Source organism: Micromonospora sp. NPDC050695 (assembly GCF_040654415.1).
Lineage (GTDB): Bacteria > Actinomycetota > Actinomycetes > Mycobacteriales > Micromonosporaceae > Micromonospora.
Genome location: NZ_JBFAHZ010000029.1, coordinates 1 through 18928, shown reverse-complemented (window position 1 = coordinate 18928; position 18928 = coordinate 1). Strand labels below are relative to the sequence as shown.

Genomic DNA, 18928 nt, shown 5'->3' with positions numbered 1-18928 from the left:
CGTCGGCGGGGCCCGGCGTCCCGCAGGTCCGTACGCTCCTGGGGGTTGTTGGCTGGAGCGGGGAGAGGTCGGGGTCATGGAAACGACGGTGCGCCGGTACGCGCCGGGCGATGTGGTCGTCCGGCGCGAGGTCCTTCGGGGCGAGGTCTGGTTCGGCTGCCCGACGATCTGTGTCGAGGATTCGCCCGACCTGCTCGCCCTCTACCTCCCGCCGGGTGCCGAGTTCGGCTTCCCGCAGACGGGTACGTTCCCCTGTGGGCGGCATCCGTGGGAAACCGCCGGGCACCGCGCCTGGTCGGGGCACGGCAAGGTGATGCTGCAACGCCCCGGCGAGGCGCACTCGGTCGACGTGTTCTGGACGGGCCCGGGGCGCGACTTCGCCGGCTGGTACTTCAACCTCCAGGACCCGGTGCGGCGTACGCCGATCGGGGTGGACACCCTCGACCACGAGCTGGACCTGTGGTGGGCGGCGGACGCCGACCGGTACGTCTGGAAGGACGTGGACATGTTCGCCCAGCGCCTCGTCGAGGGGCGCTACCCGGGCATGGCGGACGCCATTCGGGCCGAGGGTGACCGGATCGCGGCGCTGCTCGACGCGGGGCAGCTCTGGTGGGACGAGGGCTGGGCGCAGTGGGAGCCCGACCCCGCCTGGTCGGCGTCTCCGTTGCCCGCCGGCTGGGACCGGGTGCCCCCGGCCCGCTGACCCGGTGGGGCGGTCAGCGTTCCGGGAGGGCGTCGACCAGGAACACCTGGTCCGCGCCGCCGGTGCAGGTTTCGACCAGCGCTTCGGCCATCGGCGCCCGCGGAGGCGCGGCGTCGGCTCAGCCGATCGTCTCCCGCTCCCGCCACGCGGTGCGCAGCGACGTCCGGCCGTTGGTCCGCAGCAGCGACCCCTCGTACACCCGGGCGCCGGCGACCAGGAACGCACCGGCGGCGAGCAGCAGGACGGCCAGCGAGACGATCGGCTCCCACGCGGCCGCGTCCCCGGTGAACAGGCGCAGCGGCATGGCCGTCGGCGAGGAGAACGGCAGGTAGGACAGCACCCGCATCGCGGTGTCGTTGTCGTTCAGGAAGATCACCGCGAAGAACGGCAGCATGACGGCGAACTGCACCGGCGTCGACACGGCGGCGATGTCCTCCTGCCGGTTCGCCAGGGCGCCGGCCGCCGCCCACATCGCGGCGAGCAGCACGAATCCGAGCAGGAAGAACGGCACGAACCAGCCGATCGCCGGTGCGAGCAGGGTGAGCAGGCCCCCGCTGTCGCCGAGCTGTAGTCCGAGTACCGCCACCACCGCGATGAGCGCGATCTGACCCAGCGCCAGCAGCGCCCCCGCCACGACCTTGCCGGCCAGCAGCGCCCGGACCGGTACGGCGGCGACCAGGATCTCCACGATCCGGGTCTGCTTCTCCTCGATGACGCTCTGCGCGATCTGCACGCCGAAGGTCTGCGAGGTGATGAAGAAGACGAACGCGAAGACGAACGGCACCAGGAACGCCACCACCGGGTCGACCGCGTCCGGGTCGAGCAACCGTACCGGCGGTGCGCTGCTCAGCGCGCGGACGACGTCCTCGGGGGTTTCGTCCATGGCGAGCACCGTCGGCCCGGCGACCACTGCGGCGTCGGTGTCCCCGTCGCGGACGGCCCGCTCGGCCGCCCGGTCGTCGGGCACGACACGGACGTCGAGACCGGCGGCGCGCAGCGGACCGGCCGCGCTCTCGGTCACCGCGACGCTGTCCGGCCCGCCGGAGAGCAGCGGCGGCAGGATGGTGCCCGCCGCGGCGATCAGCAGGAAGAAGAGCGTGCCGAACAGGAAGGTACGGTCGCGCAGCTTGACCCGGATCTCGCGTTCGGCGACCAGCCGGGTGGCCTGGGTGACGTTCACTGGGTGACCTCTCGGAAGATCTCGGTGAGCGAGGGGCTGACCGGGCGGAAGGCACGGACCGGGCCCCGGGCCAGGGCGGCGTGCAGCACGGGCTGTTCGTCGGCGCCGGCCGGCAGGTCGAACACCGCCCGCGCGCCGTCCAACTCGACCAGGGTCACCCCGGGCTCGTCGCGTACCCACCCGGCGTCGGTCGCCACGATGAGTTCGTAGCGGGGCACGGTGTACGTGTCGCGCAGCTGCCGGCGGCTGCCGGCCGCCCGGATACCCCCGTCCGCGATGATCACCAGGTCGTCGCAGAGCCGCTCGACCACGTCGAGTTGGTGGCTGGAGAAGAGCACCGGCGCACCGGCGGCGGCCCGTTCCCGCAGCACCGCGACGACCGTGTCGACGGCCAGCGGGTCCAGCCCGGAGAACGGCTCGTCGAGCACCAGCACCTCCGGATCGTGCACCAGGGCGGCGGCGATCTGGGCGCGCTGCTGGTTGCCCAGCGACAGCGTCTCCAGCAGGTCGTCACCCCGCTCGGCGAGACCGACCCGTTCCAGCAGGGCGTCGGTGGCGCGCCGGGCGGCAGGGGCGTCCAGGCCGTGCAACCGGCCCAGGTAGGTCACCTGCTCCCGCGTGGTCATCTTGGGGTAGAGACCCCGCTCCTCCGGCATGTAGCCGAAGCGCCGCCGGTCCTGCCGGGTCAGCTTCGCACCGCCCCAGGTCACCTCGCCCGCGTCCGGGGCGAGCACGCCGAGAATGATGCGCATGGAGGTGGTCTTGCCGGCGCCGTTGGCGCCCACGAAGCCGGTCATCCGGCCGGCGGCCACCTCGAAGGAGACGTTCCTGAGTACCTGCCGGTCGCCGAAGCTGCGGTCGACGCCGTCCAGGCGCAGCGTGCTGGTCACGCGCCCACGCTAGATCGGGTACGTCCGCGTGCCGTCCGCCCGAGGGTTGAGGTGCGGGGTCCGTCCCGCGACGGATACCGGTCACCCGCCGGGGCGTACCACCCCGTTCTCGTACGCGAAGACCACCGCCTGGACCCGGTCGCGCAGGCCGAGTTTGGCCAGTACCCGGCTCACGTGGGTCTTCACCGTCGCCTCGCCGAGGTGCATCGTGACGGCGATCTCGGCGTTGCTCGCCCCGGCGGCGAGCAGCACCAGCACCTCGGACTCACGCGGGGTCAGCTCGCGCAGTGCGGCGTCGGCGTCCGGCCCCCGGTGGGCGGTGCCGGCCGGGTCGCCGGGGCGGGCGAACGTGGAGATGACCCGGCGGGTGATCTCCGGGGCGAGCAGGCCGTCGCCCCGGGCGAGCACCTGGATCGCCTCGATGAGTTCCTCCGGTGTGCCGTTCTTGAGCAGGAAGCCGCTGGCCCCGGCGCGCAGGGCGGCGAACAGGTAGTCGTCGCGGTCGAAGGTGGTGAGGATCAGCACCGCCGGGGCGCCGGCCCCGTCGCCGGTGATCCGCCGGGTGGCCTCCAGCCCGTCCATCCCGGGCATCTCGACGTCCATCAGCACCACGTCGGGTCGGGTGGCGCGGGCCATGGTGACGGCACGCTCGCCGTCGGCGGCCTCGCCGACCACCTCGATGTCGTCCTCCACCTCGAGGATGATCCGGAATCCGGTGCGGACGAGGTGCTGGTCGTCGGCGAGCAGCACCCGGATCGGGGCACCCGGTGCGCCGTTCACGCCGACCGCTCCGCGCCGGAGGTGACGGACGACCGCTCGTCGGTGCTCTTCCGGGGGCCGCCGGCCGGCTGGTCCGCGAGCGGGAAACGGGCGCGTACCCGCCAACCGCCGCCGGCGCGGGGGCCGGCCTCCAACTCGCCGTCGTGGGCGGTGACCCGCTCGCGCATGCCGATCAGGCCGAGCCCGGCGGCGTCGGGTCGACCGGGTCGCCCGTCGTCGGTCACGTCGACCTCCACCTCCCGGGCCAGGTAGCGGACCCGCACGTCCAGCAGGCTCGCCCCGGCGTGCTTCAGCGTGTTGGTGACCGCCTCCTGCGTCACCCGGTAGGCCGCCTGCGACACCGACTCGGGCAGCGCGACCGGGTCGCCGTACACCCCGAGGGTTGCCGTCAGGCCCGCGGCCCGCGCCCGCTCGACCAGCTCGGCGATCCGCTCGACGTCGCCGGCCGTGGGCTGCTCGACGTCGGCGTCGCCGGAGGCGCGCAGCACGCCGAGCATCCGGCGCAGCTCGTCGACGGCCGTGCGGGCGCTCTGCTCGATGGCGGTGAGCGCGGTGCGGGCCTTGCCCGGGTCGCGGTCGAACACCCGCCGGCAGGCGGACGCCTGCACGCCCATCACCGACACGTGGTGGGCGACCACGTCGTGCAGCTCCCGGGCGATCCGGACCCGTTCACCGAGCACCGCCCGTTCCCGGGCCTCGGCCTGGGAGCGGCGCAGGTCCTCGGCCTGTTCGCACAGCTCGTGCTCGCGCCGCGCGGCCACCCAAGCGGTCTCGCCGAAGAAGTACGCGAACCCGAAGACGAGCACGTTGACCAGGACGCCGGTGACCATCGCGGCGAGCACCGGCGGCACCGGCCCGACCGCGTCGGCGAACGCGTCGGGCGGGATGTGGTCGATCGTCACCGCGTAGTACACACCCAGCCAGGCGAACATCGTGGCGATCACGCCGATCCGCAGCCGGCGGGCCAACCGGTGATCGGGCCCCCACGCGCCCAGGGTGTAGAGGGCACAGAACAGCGCCCACGAGGAGAACTGGGTCTCCGGGGCCGATCGTGCCTGCGCGGCGATGAACGCCGCCGAGACGGCCAGCAGGGTCGCGGCCGGCCAGCGGCGGCGCCAGATCAGCGGCAGGGTCACCGCGACGGCCCAGAGCAGCTGCTCCGGCCCGGACGGCGGTGGCCCCAGCAGGAACGCCCCGGTGCTGCGGGCCAGGGTGAGGCTGGCCAGCGCCAGCCCGGTCACCGCCAGCCCGAGCCACACGTCGTTGCGGCGCTGCTGCGGCGTCGGCCCGGGACGGCGCCATTCCTCTCGCGGTACGACGACGGCCATCCGGGAACGATGCCACGTCAGCCGCCCCACCCGCAGACCGGGCAGGGCGGTGCGGCTCCGGCCACCTGCACGGGCGGCGGCCCGGCACGGGGTACGCGCCGGGCCGCCGGGTGGGGTGTCGTTCATGCCGTCTGGCGGCGGGTCTTGATCGCGGTGTCGACCAGGTCCCAGATCATGATCACGGCCGTGCTCACCACGATGATCGCTCCGAGGACGTCGCGGTTGTCCGTGTCCGCCAGCCAGCTGAAGCGCTCGGCCAGGGTCGGGTTGAGCAGCCGGTCGGAGAGCGCCAGCCAGATCACCGGCACCGAGAACGCCAGGTTGAGCAGCGCCTTGACGCCGAACAGCGTCCAGGTCCAGCGTCCGACCCGGTACTTGACGACCTCGAAGATCGCGCTGGCGACGAGCACGACGATCAGCGCCGGCAGCCAGAACGACCACAGTGCCGGGTCGAGGATCGGAATGTTCTCGCCGTTGGTGTCGCGTACCCAGGACTGGAACTGCTGCAACGTCAGGTATCCGATGGTCACCACCAGCATGACCACTGCGGCGATGGTGTCGGCGAGGGGGATGCCTCGTCGCACCGGAGCGACGGGCAGCTGGTCGACGGTCCACTCTGGCAGGTCCACGGCAGTCTGAGTGCGCTCGATGATGGCGAAGGTCAGGGTGAGCCAGAAGGTGATCTGCACGGCCACCTGCATGGCCACGGCGACGCCGGGCCCGATGGCGCCGAAGCCCTTTCCCTCCGCCACCTCGACCACTGTGACGATCGTGCCGACGAGCGCCGGAATGAAGGTGAGCAGGAGCTTCAGCAGTCGCAGCCAGATCAGGTAGTAGGTCGGGCCGATGAGTTGCAGCCGACGGTCGGCGTACCGGGCGGCCAGCACGTCCGGGTTGCCCAGCTCGGTCAGCACCTCGCGCTCTGCCGTGGCGGCGTCCTGACCGCTGTCGGTCCGACCCTCGATCATGTCGTCGATGGAGGCGCGCAGCTCGCTGGCGATCTCGTTGCGGCGCGGCGCGGCCACCGAGCGCAGGGTGGCGGCGAGGTAGCGGTCGGTCAGGGTGTTCATCGGTCCACTCCTTGGATGAGCCCGGTGATGGAGGTCTGCACGGCGGCGAGATCATCGAGGAGCCGGTTCAGCATCGACTCGCCCTCGTCGCTGGTCCGGTAGAACTTGCGCGGTCGGCTTTCCTCGGTGTTCCACTCGCTGGTCAGCAGCCCCTGGTCCTCCAGGCGGCGCAGCAGCGGGTAGAGCGTGTTGGCGTCCACCGGGAAGCCGTGGTCGGTGAGCCGTTGCAGCAGTGCGTAGCCGTAGTCCGGGTGCCGGAGCGCGACCAGGCTGGCCACCACGACCGTGCCTCGACGCAACTCCTGCAGGTGCGTCCGTAGAACGTCCTCGCTAACCATGCGTCACACCATACTGTGTGGCACACACTGTTGTCTAGAAAGACAGCGTTGTGTCGGAGGGGGGCACCACGAAGCAGGGCCCGCGCCTCATGGCGCGGGCCCTGCTGGCAAACCGGAACTGGCGTTACTCGAAGCGGGACACGTCTCCCGCGCCCCGGCGCAGGATCTCCGGTTCGGGTCCGGACAGGTCGATCACCGTCGTCGGTTCCCTGCCGCAGTCGCCGGCGTCGAGCACCGCGTCGAGCACCGCGTCGAGCTGGTGGTCGAGCCGTTCCTTGATCTCCCACCCCTGGGTCATCGGCTCGTCGTCGCCGGGCAGGACCAGGGTGCTCGACACCAGCGGCTCGCCCAGCTCGGCGAGCAGCGCCTGGGTCACGGTGTGCCGGGGTACGCGGACGCCGACGGTGCGCTTCTTCGGGTGCAGCATGCGACGCGGCACCTCCTTGGTGGCCGGCAGGATGAACGTGTAGCTGCCCGGGGTGGTCGCCTTCACCAGGCGGAACACCGCGTTGTTGATCTGGACGAACTGGCCGAGCTGCGCGAAGTCCCGGCAGACCAGGGTGAAGTGGTGCCGGTCGTCGAGGTGGCGGATCTCGCGGATCCGGTCCAGCCCGTCCCGGTTGCCCAGCTGGATGCCGAGCGCGTAGCAGGAGTCCGTCGGGTAGGCGACCAGCCCACCGCCACGGATCAGGTCGGCGACCTGGCCGATGACCCGGGGTTGCGGGTTCTCCGGGTGTACGTCGTAGTACCTCGCCATCCTGAAGAGCCTAGGCCCATCGGGTGCGATCAGGAGACGAGGGACACCCTCGGCGCGGACGGTGGAGCCGCCGAGATCACCTCGGTAGGGTAGGTCCCGGTCGGCTCCGACCATCTAGATCCACACCGCCGGGGGGCGCCAGGCATGGCCGATTCGTTCGCGCATCTGCACGTGCACACGGAGTACTCGATGCTCGACGGAGCGGCCCGACTCAAGGACCTGTTCGCCGAGGCCAACCGGCTCGGCATGCCGGCCGTGGCGATCACCGACCACGGCAACATGCACGGCGCGAACGACTTCTACAACCAGGCGATGGCCGCCGGGATCACCCCGATCCTGGGCGTCGAGGCGTACGTGGCGCCGGAGTCGCGCTATCACAAGGCGCGGGTCAAGTGGGGCCGGCCGGAGCAGAAGAGCGACGACGTCTCGGGTAACGGCGCGATCACCCACAAGACCATGTGGGCGAAGAACGCGCAGGGCCTGAAGAACCTGTTCACCCTCAACTCGCGCGCGTCCATGGAGGGGCACTACGTCAAGTGGCCCCGGATGGACATGGAGCTGATCGCCGAGCACGCCGAGGGGATCATGGCCACCACCGGCTGCCCGTCCGGCGCGGTGCAGACCCGGCTGCGGCTGGGGCAGTTCGACGAGGCGCTCAAGGTCGCGGCCAGCTACCAGGACATCTTCGGCAAGGACAACTACTTCCTGGAGATCATGGATCACGGGCTCTCCATCGAGCGCCGGGTCCGTGACGGGCTCACCGAGATCGCCCGCAAGCTCGACATCCCGCCGGTGGTCACCAACGACTCGCACTACACCCACGAGGCGCAGGCCACCGCGCACGACGTGCTGCTCTGCGTGCAGACCGGCAGCAACATCGACGACCCCAACCGGTTCCGGTTCGAGGGTGGCGGCTACTTCGTCAAGAGCGCCGACCAGATGCGCGCGGTCGACTCGTCCGAGCTGTGGCAGCAGGGTTGCCGCAACACCCTGCTGGTCGCCGAGAAGGTCGACCCGAAGGGCATGTTCGAGTTCCACAACCTGATGCCGCGTTTCCCGGTCCCGGAGGGGGAGACCGAGGAGTCCTGGTTCCGCAAGGAGACCTTCGCCGGTCTGGCCCGCCGCTACCCGAACGGCATCCCCGAGGGGCACGTCGTCCAGGCCGAGTACGAGCTGGGCGTCATCAACCAGATGGGCTTCCCGTCGTACTTCCTCGTGGTCGCCGACTTCATCCAGTGGGCGAAGAACCAGGGCATCGCGGTGGGCCCGGGTCGTGGCTCGGCCGCCGGCTCCCTCGTGGCGTACGCGCTGGGCATCACCGACCTGGACCCGATCCCGCACGGGCTGATCTTCGAGCGGTTCCTCAACCCCGAGCGTGTCTCGATGCCGGATGTCGACATCGACTTCGACGAGCGTCGGCGCGGCGAGGTGATCAAGTACGTCACCGACAAGTGGGGCGAGGACAAGGTCGCCCAGATCGCGACCTTCGGCACGATCAAGGCGAAGGCCGCGATCAAGGACTCGGCCCGGGTGCTGGGCTTCCCGTACGCGGTGGGTGACCGGATCACCAAGGCGATGCCGCCGGCCGTGATGGGCAAGGACATCCCGCTCACCGGCATCTTCGACTCGAAGCATCCCCGCTACGCCGAGGCCGGCGAGATCCGTGGCCTGTACGAGTCCGACCCGGACGTCCGCAAGGTGATCGACACCGCGAAGGGCATCGAGGGGCTGATCCGGCAGACCGGTGTGCACGCCGCCGGCGTCATCATGTCCGCCGAGCCGATCATCGAGCACATCCCGTTGATGCGCCGCGACGCCGACGGGGCGATCATCACGCAGTTCGACTACCCGACCTGCGAGTCGCTCGGGCTGCTGAAGATGGACTTCCTCGGCCTGCGCAACCTGACGATCATCGACGACGCGGTCAAGAACATCGAGCTGAACCACGGCAAGAAGCTCGACCTGCTGGCCCTGCCGTTGGACGACCCGGCCGCCTACGAGCTGCTGGCCCGTGGTGACACCCTCGGCGTGTTCCAGCTCGACGGCGGGCCGATGCGGTCGCTGCTGCGGTTGATGAAGCCGGACAACTTCGAGGACATCTCCGCCGTCCTGGCGCTGTACCGGCCCGGTCCGATGGGCGTCGACTCGCACACCAACTACGCGCTGCGCAAGAACGGCCTCCAGGAGATCACCCCGATCCACCCGGAGCTGGAGGAGCCGCTGCGGGAGATCCTGGCGCCCACCCACGGCCTGATCGTCTACCAGGAGCAGGTGCAGCGCGCCGCGCAGATCCTCGCCGGCTACACCCTCGGCCAGGCGGACCTGCTGCGCCGGGCGATGGGTAAGAAGAAGAAGGAGATCCTCGACAAGGAGTTCATCCCGTTCCGGGACGGCTGCCGCGAGCGCGGCTACTCCGATGAGGCCATCCAGGCGGTGTGGGACGTCCTGGTGCCGTTCGCCGGGTACGCCTTCAACAAGGCGCACTCCGCCGCGTACGGCCTGGTCTCCTACTGGACGGCGTACCTGAAGGCGCACTACCCGGCCGAGTACATGGCGGGGTTGCTCACGTCCGTCGGCGACGACAAGGACAAGATGGCGCTCTACCTGTCCGAGTGTCGCCGGATGCGCATCCAGGTGCTGCCGCCGGACGTGAACACCTCGGCCGGACCGTTCACCCCGGTCGGCAAGGACATCCGCTTCGGCCTGGCGGCCGTGCGCAATGTCGGCGCGAACGTGGTCGCCTCGATCATGCGGTGCCGGGACGAGAAGGGCGAGTACACCGACTTCTACGACTTCCTGTCCAAGGTGGACGCGGTGGTCTGCAACAAGAAGACCATCGAATCGCTGATCAAGGCGGGCGCCTTCGACTCCCTCGACCACCCGCGCAAGGGCCTGCTCGCGGTCCACGCGGACGCGATCGACGCGTACGCCGACGTCAAGCGCAAGGAGGCCGTCGGCCAGTACGACCTGTTCGGCGCCGGCTTCGGTGACGCCGACACGGGCGGTACGACGGTGATGCCGGTCATCGGCGACAGCGAGTGGGACAAACGCGACAAGCTGGCCTTCGAACGCGAGATGCTCGGCCTGTACGTCTCCGACCACCCGCTCTTCGGCCTGGAGCACATCCTCAACGCGGCGGCCGACACCACCATCGCCTCCCTGGCCGAGGACGGCGCGGTGCCCGACGGGGCGGTCGTCACCCTCGCCGGCATCCTCTCCGGCGTCCAGCGGCGGGTCACCAAGCAGGGCCGGGCCTGGGCCTCGGCCACCCTGGAGGACCTGGCCGGCGGCGTGGAGACGCTGTTCTTCCCCAACACGTACGAGGTGATCGGGCAGTACATCGCCGAGGACGCCATCGTGGTGGTCAAGGGCCGCGTGGACCGCCGCGACGACACGCCACGGATCATGGCGATGGACATGTCCATGCCGGACGTCAGCACCAGCGCCACCAACAAACCGGTCACCCTCACCATCCCGGTGCACCGGTGCACGCCGCCGCTGGTGGAACGCCTGAAGGAGACCCTGGTGCTGCACCCCGGCGACACCGAGGTGCACGTCAAACTGCTCAACGGCGGGCGCACCACCACCCTGCGGCTCGGTCCGTTCCGGGTGGCGGCGACGACCGCGCTGATGGGTGACCTGAAGAGCGTCCTCGGCCCGGCCAACGTGAGCTGACCCGGCCGCGGCCCGGCCGGCGCGTGCCTGGCCGGGCCGCGACGTCGGCTCAGCCCCGGTCGGGGGCCGCGATCTCCCGCAACTGGCCGTCGGCCAGCCGCAACCAGCGCTGCACGCCGATCTCGGCGAGGAATCGTTCGTCGTGGCTGACCACGACGAACGCCCCCTGGTACGCGGTCAACGCGCTCTCCAGTTGTGCGACGCTGACCAGGTCCAGGTTGTTGGTCGGCTCGTCGAGCAGCAGCAGTTGCGGCGCCGGTTCGGCGCACAGCACACACGCCAGGGTGGCGCGTAGCCGCTCCCCGCCGGAGAGCACCCCGACGGGCAGGTTCACCCGGGTGCCCCGGAACAGGAACCGGGCGAGCAGATTCATCCGCCTGGCGTCCGGCAGGCTCGGCGCGTACGCGGCGAGGTTCTCCGCCACCGTACGGTCGAGGTCCAGCAGGTCCAGCCGCTGCGACAGGTACGCGATGCGCCCGTCCGCCCGGCGGATCTCGCCGCCGGCCGGTTCGAGGTCGCCGTGCACGAGGCGCAGCAGGGTCGACTTGCCCACGCCGTTCGCCCCGGTGAGCGCGATCCGCTCCGGGCCCCGGATCACCAGGTCGGCGCCGCCGCCGCCGAACAACTCCCGGTCGTCGAAGCGGGCCCGCATCCCCGTACCCGTGAAGACCGTCCGTCCGGCCGGGACGGTGGTGTCCGGCAGGTCCACGACGATGCGGTCCTCCTCGCGGACCGCGCGGCCCGCCTCGTCCAGTCGGGCCTTGGCCTGACCGAGGCGCGCGGAGTGCGTGTCCTGGGCCTTGCCCGCCGACTCCTGCGCGCTGCGCTTGAGGCCTCCGGCCACGATCCGGGCCAGACCGGCGTTCTTCAGGTTCTTCGACGCGTTGCTGGCCCGCCGGTCGGCCCGCTCCCGGGCCTGCTGCATCTCCCGCCTCTCCCGCTTGACCTCCTGCTCGGCGTTGCGCAGGTTGCTCTCGGCCACCTCGCGCGCCGCCCGCACCGCCTCGGTGTACGCGGTGAAGTTGCCCCCGTACCAGCGGATCTCGCCGCGCTCCAGCTCGGCGATGCGATCCATCCGGTCCAGCAGCTCCCGGTCGTGGCTGACCAGCAGCAGGCACCCGGTGAAGTCGGTGAGCACGTCGTAGAGCTTGTGCCGGGCCGCCACGTCCAGGTTGTTGGTCGGCTCGTCGAGCAGCAGCACGTCCGGGCGGCGCAGGAGCTGCGCCGCCAGCCCGAGGGAGACCACCTGGCCGCCGCTGAGCGTGTGCAGCGGCCGGTCGAGGGCCAGGTCGCCGAGGCCGAGCCGGTCCAGCTCGGAGCGGCTGCGTTCCTCGATGTCCCAGTCGTCGCCGATGGTGGCGAAGTGCGCCTCACTGGCGTCCCCGGCCTCGATGGCGTGCAGCGCCGCGATCCGCTCGGCGACGCCGAGCACCTGCGCCACGGCCGGGTCACCGGCCAGCGGCAGGGTCTGCGGCAGGTAGCCGAGCAGACCGTCGACGGTGATGCTGCCGCCGGTGGGCCGCAGCTCCCCGGCGATCAGCCGCTCCAGGGTGCTCTTGCCGGCGCCGTTGGGCGCGACCAGCCCGGTGCGGCCGCCGGGGACGCTGAAGGACAGGTCCGAGAAGACCGGGGTGTCGTCCGGCCAGGAGAAGGACAGGTTCGAGCAGACGACGAAAGCGTCAGACATGGTGAGTGACCTCAGAGGGTGGGCTGGGCGTGCGTAAGCCGCCCGACGACGAACGGGACCGGTGGAACGACGACATGGCCACGACGGCTGCGCCTACGCGCGCCGAACCGATGGCTGAACACGTCCGGTCTCACCCGGAGATGTCGTCGTCACCCGCCATGTCTGGTCTCCCTGGTCGTACCGCTGACCCAGCGGGCCGAGTCTAACAACGGATCTCCGCCCCGCCACGGAGTTCCCGCGCCCGGGCCTGCTCGCGTGAAGTCAGGGGCCGCATCTCAGGGCTGGTGTCGTCAGCTCAGCGGGGGCGGTACTCGACCTCGGGGCGGCCGGGGGTGCCGTAGCGGGGTTGGCGGAGGGCGCGGTCGATGGTCACCAGGTACTCCAGATAGCGGCGGGCGGTCACCCGGGAGATACCGGTCGCCGCGCTCACCTCGGTCGCTGACAGCCCCACCCCCGGGTCGGACCCGTCGGCCAGCGCGGCGCGTACCCGGGTGAGGGTCTGCGCGTCGAGCCCCTTCGGCAGGCTGTGCCCGGTGGCGCCACGCAGCGTGGCGAACATTCGGTCCACGTCGTGCTGGGCGGCCACCTCACCGTCGGCGAGCGCCTGGGCGCGGTAGTCCGCGTAGCGCTCCAGCTTGTCGCGGAACGCTGCGAACGTGAACGGCTTGAGCAGGTAGTGGGTCACCCCGAGGGACACCGCGGTGCGCACCACCGCCAGGTCCCGCGCGGAGGTCACGGCGAGCACGTCGACGCTGCTGCCGGCCGCGCGCAGCGCCCGGCAGACGTCCAGGCCGTGCAGGTCGGGCAGCCGAAAATCCAGGAGTACGAGGTCCACGTCGCCGCCGTCGTTGGCGCGCAGAGCCGCCATCGCCGCCCGTGCCGTGTGTGCCACCCCCACCACCGTGAAACCGGGCACCCGCTCGGTGTACGCGGCGTGCGCCTCGGCCAGCAGCGGCTCGTCCTCGACCACGAGCACCCGGATGTCGGTCATCGTGGGCCCCGGGCCGGTAGGCGGACGGTGAACAGGCTGCCGCCCGCGTCGGAGCGGGTCACCTCGGCGCTGCCGCCGTGCCGGCGGACCACCTGCCCGATCAGCGCCAGCCCGAGCCCCCGTCCGGTGCTCTTGGTGGACCAGCCGCGTCGGAAGGCGTCCGCCACCCGCTCCTTCGCCAACCCGGGTCCGCTGTCGGCGACCCGGACCACCAGCTCGTCGTCGACGGTGCCGACGAAGACCCGTACGGTGCGCGGCGGGGGCGTACCGGCGACCGCCTCCAGGGCGTTGTCGACGAGGTTGCCGACGACGGTGAGCAGGTCGTTGGTCGGCAGCGGGCTGTCGTCGAGGTGGCAGTCCGGCTCGATCACCAGGTCCACGCCCCGTTCGCCGGCCTGCGCGGACTTGCCGAGCAGCAGGGCGGCCAGGGCCGGCTCGGTGACCGCGTCGACGACCCGGTCGGTGAGCTGCTGGGCGAGGGCCAGGTCCCGGGTGCCGAGCCGGACGGCCTCGTCGGCCCGGCCCAGCTCCACCAGGGTGAGGACGGTGTGCAGCCGGTTGGCCGACTCGTGCGTCTGCGCCTGCAACGCCTGGGTGAGTGCGCGTACCGAGTCCAGCTCGCTGGCCAGGGCGCGTAGCTCGGTCTGGTCGCGCAGGGTCAGCACGGTGCCGAGCGCCGCCCCCTCGAAGCGGGCGGTCCGCTGGTTGGCCACCAGCACCCGGTCACCGGCCAGCAGCGGCTCGTCGAGGGCGTCCCGGCCGGCCGCGAGCAGCTCGGCCACCGCCGGTGGCAGGTCGACCTCGGTCACCGGTTGGTCGGTGACCGGCTCGTCGGCGTCGAGCCCCAGCAGCCGCCGGCCCTCGTCGTTGACCAGCGCCACCCGCCGGTCGGTGGTCAGCACAACGAGACCCTCGCGCACCGAGTGCAGGACCGCGTCGTAGTACTCGTACATCCGGGTCATCTGCGCCGGGCCCAGGCCGTGGGTCTGGCGGCGCAGCCGGCGGCTGAGCAGCCACGATCCGGTCGCGGCGAGTGCGAGCGCCGGCGCCGCGACGCCGAGCAGCACGGGGAGTTGGCGCAGCAGCTTGCGGTTGATCTCGCGGGTGGTGATGCCCACCGAGACCAGGCCGACGATGTGCCGCCGCTGGTCGTACACCGGGACGACCGCGCGCACCGACTCGCCGAGCGTTCCGACGTTGGTCGTGGTGAACGCGTGGCCCGCCAGGGCGGGCCCGATCTCGCCGACGAACGGCTCGCCGATCCGCTCCGGCGTGGGATGGGAGAAGCGGGTGCGGTCGGGGGCCATCACGACCACGAAGTCGGTGCCCGTGGCGTGCCGGGCCGACTCGGCGTACGGCTGCAGGATGCGGGCGGGATCGGCGGTCGTGAGGGCCGCGCGGACATCGGGGGAGTTGGCCACGGTCTGCGCCACCGCGAGCACCTCCTCCTGCGCGGCCTGGCGGGAGTCGGCGCGGGCCAGCCAGACAGCGCCCGCCGCGCCGGCCAGCACGAGCAGCGTCACCACCACCGCCTGGAGGGCGAAGAGTTGCCCCGCGATGCTCCACTGCCGTCGGGTCACCTCCAACACCTCCTCGGGGGTTTTCGCGGTGAACAGAATGACCGCAAGGCTGTCAACCGGTGAGACGCGCTTCACATTGTCGACATGGACACCACCGCACCCACCACCACGGCGGAGCCGTCGGCCCGTCGGGACCGTACTCGTTACCTGTACCTGGCCGTCATCGTGGCCGTGCTCGCCGGCATCGTGGTCGGCCTGGTCGCCCCCGATTTCGGCAAGGAACTCAAGCCCATCGGCACGGGCTTCGTCAACCTCATCAAGATGATGATCAGCCCGGTCATCTTCTGCACGATCGTGCTCGGCGTCGGTTCGGTCCGGCAGGCCGCGAAGGTCGGCAAGGTCGGCGGTCTGGCTCTCGGTTACTTCCTGACCATGTCGACCGTGGCGCTCGCCATCGGCCTGGTCGTGGGCAACATCATCCACCCCGGCTCCGGCCTGGACCTGGGTCAGGACCTCGCGGGCGCCGGCAAGGCCGCCGCCGGAGACGAGGCCGGCGGTACGACGGAATTCCTCCTCGGGGTCATCCCGACGACCCTGCTCTCCGCGCTCACCGAAGGCGAGGTGCTCCAGACGCTGCTGGTCGCGCTGCTCGTCGGCTTCGCCGTGCAGGCGCTGGGCCGCCGCGGTGAGCCCGTGCTCGGCGCGATCGCCGTCATCCAGCGGGTCGTGTTCAAGGTCCTCGCCATGATCATGTGGCTGGCGCCGGTCGGCGCGTTCGGCGCGATGGCCGCCGTGGTCGGCGCGACCGGCGTGGACGCCCTCAAGAGCCTCGCCCAGATCATGCTCGGCTTCTACGCCACCTGTCTGATCTTCGTGCTGGTGGTGCTGGGCGCGCTGCTCTGGTTCGTGGCCCGGATCTCGATCTTCTCGCTGCTGCGCTACCTGGGCCGGGAGTTCCTGCTGATCCTGTCGACGTCGTCTTCGGAGTCGGCGCTGCCCCGGCTGATCGCCAAGATGGAGCACTTCGGCGTCAGCAAGCCGGTCGTCGGCATCACCGTGCCGACCGGGTACTCCTTCAACCTCGACGGCACGGCCATCTACCTGACCATGGCGTCGCTGTTCATCGCCGACGCGCTGGGCAAGCCGCTCGCCGTCGGCGAGCAGATCTCGCTGCTGCTGTTCATGGTGATCGCGTCCAAGGGGGCGGCCGGCGTCACCGGCGCCGGCCTGGCCACGCTGGCCGGTGGCCTCCAGTCGCACCGCCCGGACCTGGTCGATGGGGTCGGTCTGATCGTCGGCATCGACCGGTTCATGTCGGAGGCGCGGGCGCTGACCAACTTCGCCGGCAACGCGGTGGCGACGGTGCTGGTGGGAACCTGGACCGGCGAGTTCGACCGGGACCGGGCGGCCGGGGTCCTGCGCGGCGACGACCCGTTCGACGAGGCCACCATGGTCGACGACCAAGACGACGGGCCCGAGCCGCGGCGGCCCGACGAGGAATCGGCGACGGTGCCCGCGGGGGCGCCGGCCTGAGAGGGAGGATCGACTCCAGATCGACGATGTGGGGGTATCCAGCCCACCGGACACCCCCACATCGCCGACCTTGTGCCGATCACCGCCTGGTGGTTACGTGCCGGCGACAATCGTGACGTACCCAACTGGTGTCTTCTCGATTGCGGCACGGATTGGGCGCGGAAACACCGCCCAAGTATCTTGCCTGAGTGCCTGACGCCTCTCGACAGTTGATCGCCGACCGTTACCGGCTGGTCCGTCCACTCGGCCAGGGCGGAATGGGCCGCGTGTGGCTCGCTCGGGACGAGATGCTCCACCGGGACGTCGCCATCAAGGAGTTGGTGGTGTCGCCGGGTCTGCGTGACGTCGAGCGGGGGGTGATGCGGGAGCGGTCCATGCGCGAGGCGCGGGTGGTCGCCCAGCTGGGCCACGTCAACGTGGTACGGGTCTTCGACGTGCTGCACTCGGGCGAGGACCCGTGGATCGTCATGGAACTGGTCCCGTCCCGGTCCCTGCAGGAGGTACTCAAGGCCGAGGGGCCGATACCGGCGCCCCGCGCCGCGAGGATCGGGTTGGGCGTGCTGGCCGCGTTGCGGGCCGCGCACCGCGCCGGCGTTCTGCATCGGGACGTCAAGCCGGCCAATGTGCTGCTCGCCCACGACGGCAGGGTGGTGTTGACCGACTTCGGTCTGGCAACCCTCCCCGGCGACCCGCGGATGACCCAGACCGGGATGGTGCTCGGCTCGCCAGCGTTCCTCCCCCCGGAGCGAGCCACCGACGGGACGGTGGGCCCAGCCGCGGACCTCTGGTCGCTCGGTGCCACCCTCTACGCGGCGGTCGAGGGCCGCACCCCCTACCAGCGATCGTCGTCGATCGCCACACTGGCGGCGCTCGCGACCGAGCCGCCGCCGCCAGCCCAGCGGGCGGGTCAGCTGACCCCACTGCTTGAAGGGCTGCTGCGGCGGGATCCGAACCAGCGGATCAGTGGCGAGGAGGCTGAGCGGCTGCTCCGCCAGGTCGCTGGCCTGGGCGAGCCGGACGTTCCGGAGGGCAGCAACGTTGACGGCCCGGTCGCTGCGGGGGGTGGCGCCGGCGACGGTTCGATCGCCGGGACGGACGACATCCGTACGGTGCTCCGGCCGGAGATCGTGTCCGATCTGGTCACCGCCGAGGTCAGTCTGCCCGCGCCGCGGGGCGCTACCGAAGTGCCCGTATCAACGGCGGGGCGCACGCGTCGGACCTGGCTGATCGGCGCGTTGGCCGTCGGCCTCCTGCTGGTGGTGCTGGTGACCGCGACGGTGCTGAACGGTGGGCTGCGCGGCGGCGTGAGCGACAGCTCGGCTGCGGCACCGACCGTGAACCCGTCGGCGAGCGGCTTGTCGGAGCTCAGGGCGCTGCCGTCTGCGGGTTGGCACTACTACCGCGACGATCCCCGCTTTCTCGTACCGTTGCCGGACGGCTGGCAGCCGCGGCGTGACGGTGGGCGGGTCGATTTCCGTGAACCGGACGGCAGGCGGCTGCTCGTCGTCGACGAACTCCGGTCCATCCCCGCGGACCTTCCTGCCGACCTGCGGACGCGGGAGGCGTCCGAGCGCGAGCGGTACGCCGACTACCGGCAGGTACGGCTCGCTGCGCTCCGTTTTCAGGTGCGGGCCGCCGAGTGGGAGTGGACGTACACCGACGAGGACGGCACGCCGATGCGGGCGGTGAGTCGGGCATTCGTGGGGCAGAACGGGCACGGGTACACGATCGGCTGGACCACCTCGGCCGCCGAATGGTCGGCGAGCGCGGATGTTTATGCGCTGATCACGGACGGCTTCCAAGGCTTGCCGGTGGTGGGCGGCCCCCGGTCGGGACCCACCGTGGCGCCATCCTCGCCGGCGCCCGCGAAATCCGCGCCGGAAAACGGCAGCCCCGGCGCGACGGCCCCGGGCGCCCCGGCCCCGCAGTCGTCGGCCCTGTCGCAGGGCGCCGCTGGCGTCGGGAAGCAGATCATCGGGTTCGCCAGCAATCGTTGCATCGAGATTCCGGGCGGCAACGCCACGGCCGGTGTCCGACTTCAGATCGGGGACTGTAGTCGGACGGCGACGCAGCTGTGGACTTTCCCCGGTGACGGTACGGTCCGCTCGATGGGCAAGTGCCTGGACGTCGCCGGTCACTCCACCGCGGAGGGTGCTGCCGTTCAACTGGCCGACTGCTCCGGCGCCAGTTCGCAGAGGTTCAACCTGAACAAGGCCCACGACCTGGTCAACATCCAGGCGACCAAGTGCGTTGACGTGCTCGACGCGAACACCGACAACGGTGCCCGGCTGCAGATCTGGCAGTGCAATGGCAAATCCAATCAGAAATGGCGGACCAGTTGAGCGCACATGCCGGTCACGGATTGGGTCTGCCCCGCTAGCCCTGCATTCCGCACGTGGCTGATTGTCAACACCACTCGAGTGGGTCGATGTCGAGGAGTTCGAGGAGATGGAGTTGTAGGGGTGTGGGTTGAGGG

The 18928-nt window shown here is 71.1% G+C and carries 14 protein-coding genes and 1 pseudogene; 5 read left to right on the top strand and 10 right to left on the bottom strand.

Going from position 1 to position 18928, the window contains the following annotated elements; all coding sequences use genetic code 11:
• Positions 1-76: 76 nt before the first annotated feature.
• Positions 77-703, top strand: coding sequence for a DUF402 domain-containing protein (locus AB0H52_RS20970; RefSeq protein ID WP_151488370.1), 627 nt, complete (start codon positions 77-79; stop codon positions 701-703).
• A 118-nt stretch (positions 704-821) separates the two neighbouring features.
• Here the strand turns inward: AB0H52_RS20970 and AB0H52_RS20965 are convergent, their stop codons facing one another.
• The 7 genes from AB0H52_RS20965 to AB0H52_RS20935 all read right to left on the bottom strand — a co-directional run bounded on the left by AB0H52_RS20965 (position 822) and on the right by AB0H52_RS20935 (position 7046).
• Complete coding sequence (locus AB0H52_RS20965; protein WP_151488371.1) at positions 822-1883, bottom strand: ABC transporter permease; 1062 nt, start codon at positions 1881-1883, stop codon at positions 822-824.
• Positions 1880-2773 (bottom strand): ATP-binding cassette domain-containing protein, encoded by an 894-nt coding sequence (locus AB0H52_RS20960; protein WP_151488372.1) that lies wholly within the window; start codon positions 2771-2773, stop codon positions 1880-1882. Before AB0H52_RS20960 ends, AB0H52_RS20965 begins: the two co-directional genes overlap by 4 nt.
• A gap of 81 nt (positions 2774-2854) precedes the next feature.
• Positions 2855-3553, bottom strand: a complete 699-nt coding sequence (locus tag AB0H52_RS20955) for a response regulator transcription factor (RefSeq protein ID WP_151488373.1) — start codon at positions 3551-3553, stop codon at positions 2855-2857.
• On the bottom strand, positions 3550-4881 hold the full coding sequence (locus AB0H52_RS20950) for a sensor histidine kinase (RefSeq protein ID WP_151488401.1): 1332 nt from the start codon (positions 4879-4881) through the stop codon (positions 3550-3552). The genes AB0H52_RS20955 and AB0H52_RS20950 overlap by 4 nt, the downstream gene beginning before the upstream one ends.
• Positions 4882-5003: 122 nt before the next feature.
• Entirely contained in the window at positions 5004-5951 is a 948-nt protein-coding gene (locus tag AB0H52_RS20945; protein WP_357949374.1) for a permease prefix domain 1-containing protein, read from the bottom strand.
• Entirely contained in the window at positions 5948-6289 is a 342-nt protein-coding gene (locus AB0H52_RS20940; RefSeq protein WP_151488375.1) for a PadR family transcriptional regulator, read from the bottom strand. The genes AB0H52_RS20945 and AB0H52_RS20940 overlap by 4 nt, the downstream gene beginning before the upstream one ends.
• Before the next feature lie 124 nt (positions 6290-6413).
• Positions 6414-7046, bottom strand: a complete 633-nt coding sequence (locus AB0H52_RS20935) for an L-threonylcarbamoyladenylate synthase (protein WP_357949371.1) — start codon at positions 7044-7046, stop codon at positions 6414-6416.
• A 144-nt stretch (positions 7047-7190) separates the two neighbouring features.
• On the opposite strand from AB0H52_RS20935, the gene dnaE reads away from it, so the two are divergent.
• On the top strand, positions 7191-10721 hold the full coding sequence (gene dnaE / locus AB0H52_RS20930; protein WP_151488377.1) for a DNA polymerase III subunit alpha: 3531 nt from the start codon (positions 7191-7193) through the stop codon (positions 10719-10721).
• Positions 10722-10770: 49 nt separating this feature from the next.
• Here dnaE and abc-f read toward each other — a convergent pair whose 3' ends face one another.
• The 3 genes from abc-f to AB0H52_RS20915 all read right to left on the bottom strand — a co-directional run bounded on the left by abc-f (position 10771) and on the right by AB0H52_RS20915 (position 14979).
• A complete protein-coding gene (gene abc-f / locus AB0H52_RS20925) occupies positions 10771-12408 on the bottom strand; it encodes a ribosomal protection-like ABC-F family protein (RefSeq protein ID WP_357949368.1) in 1638 nt (545 codons plus the stop codon).
• A gap of 295 nt (positions 12409-12703) precedes the next feature.
• The gene (locus AB0H52_RS20920; RefSeq protein ID WP_151488379.1) at positions 12704-13399 is read right to left on the bottom strand and encodes a response regulator; all 696 of its coding nucleotides are present in this window, start codon (positions 13397-13399) and stop codon (positions 12704-12706) included.
• Complete coding sequence (locus AB0H52_RS20915) at positions 13396-14979, bottom strand: sensor histidine kinase (RefSeq protein ID WP_357949365.1); 1584 nt, start codon at positions 14977-14979, stop codon at positions 13396-13398. Before AB0H52_RS20915 ends, AB0H52_RS20920 begins: the two co-directional genes overlap by 4 nt.
• Before the next feature lie 84 nt (positions 14980-15063).
• Here AB0H52_RS20915 and AB0H52_RS20910 point away from each other — a divergent pair, with 84 nt between their 5' ends.
• The 3 genes and pseudogenes from AB0H52_RS20910 to AB0H52_RS20900 all read left to right on the top strand — a co-directional run bounded on the left by AB0H52_RS20910 (position 15064) and on the right by AB0H52_RS20900 (position 18794).
• The gene (locus tag AB0H52_RS20910) at positions 15064-16452 is read left to right on the top strand and encodes a cation:dicarboxylase symporter family transporter (RefSeq protein WP_151488381.1); all 1389 of its coding nucleotides are present in this window, start codon (positions 15064-15066) and stop codon (positions 16450-16452) included.
• Between the two features lie 188 nt (positions 16453-16640).
• A pseudogene (locus AB0H52_RS20905) lies at positions 16641-17447 on the top strand (serine/threonine-protein kinase); the annotation flags it as partial.
• 681 nt (positions 17448-18128) lie between these two features.
• Positions 18129-18794, top strand: a complete 666-nt coding sequence (locus AB0H52_RS20900; protein WP_357949429.1) for an RICIN domain-containing protein — start codon at positions 18129-18131, stop codon at positions 18792-18794.
• The last annotated feature ends 134 nt before the right edge of the window (positions 18795-18928 follow it).

Coding starts and splice junctions, on each gene's coding strand:
- AB0H52_RS20970 (WP_151488370.1), top strand. CDS start 77: ATGGAAACGACGGTGCGCCGGTACGCGCCGGGCGATGTGGTCGTCCGG.
- AB0H52_RS20950 (WP_151488401.1), bottom strand. CDS start 4,881: ATGGCCGTCGTCGTACCGCGAGAGGAATGGCGCCGTCCCGGGCCGACG.
- AB0H52_RS20945 (WP_357949374.1), bottom strand. CDS start 5,951: ATGAACACCCTGACCGACCGCTACCTCGCCGCCACCCTGCGCTCGGTG.
- AB0H52_RS20940 (WP_151488375.1), bottom strand. CDS start 6,289: ATGGTTAGCGAGGACGTTCTACGGACGCACCTGCAGGAGTTGCGTCGA.
- AB0H52_RS20935 (WP_357949371.1), bottom strand. CDS start 7,046: ATGGCGAGGTACTACGACGTACACCCGGAGAACCCGCAACCCCGGGTC.
- dnaE (WP_151488377.1), top strand. CDS start 7,191: ATGGCCGATTCGTTCGCGCATCTGCACGTGCACACGGAGTACTCGATG.
- abc-f (WP_357949368.1), bottom strand. CDS start 12,408: ATGTCTGACGCTTTCGTCGTCTGCTCGAACCTGTCCTTCTCCTGGCCG.
- AB0H52_RS20920 (WP_151488379.1), bottom strand. CDS start 13,399: ATGACCGACATCCGGGTGCTCGTGGTCGAGGACGAGCCGCTGCTGGCC.
- AB0H52_RS20910 (WP_151488381.1), top strand. CDS start 15,064: ATGGACACCACCGCACCCACCACCACGGCGGAGCCGTCGGCCCGTCGG.
- AB0H52_RS20900 (WP_357949429.1), top strand. CDS start 18,129: ATGCGGGCGGTGAGTCGGGCATTCGTGGGGCAGAACGGGCACGGGTAC.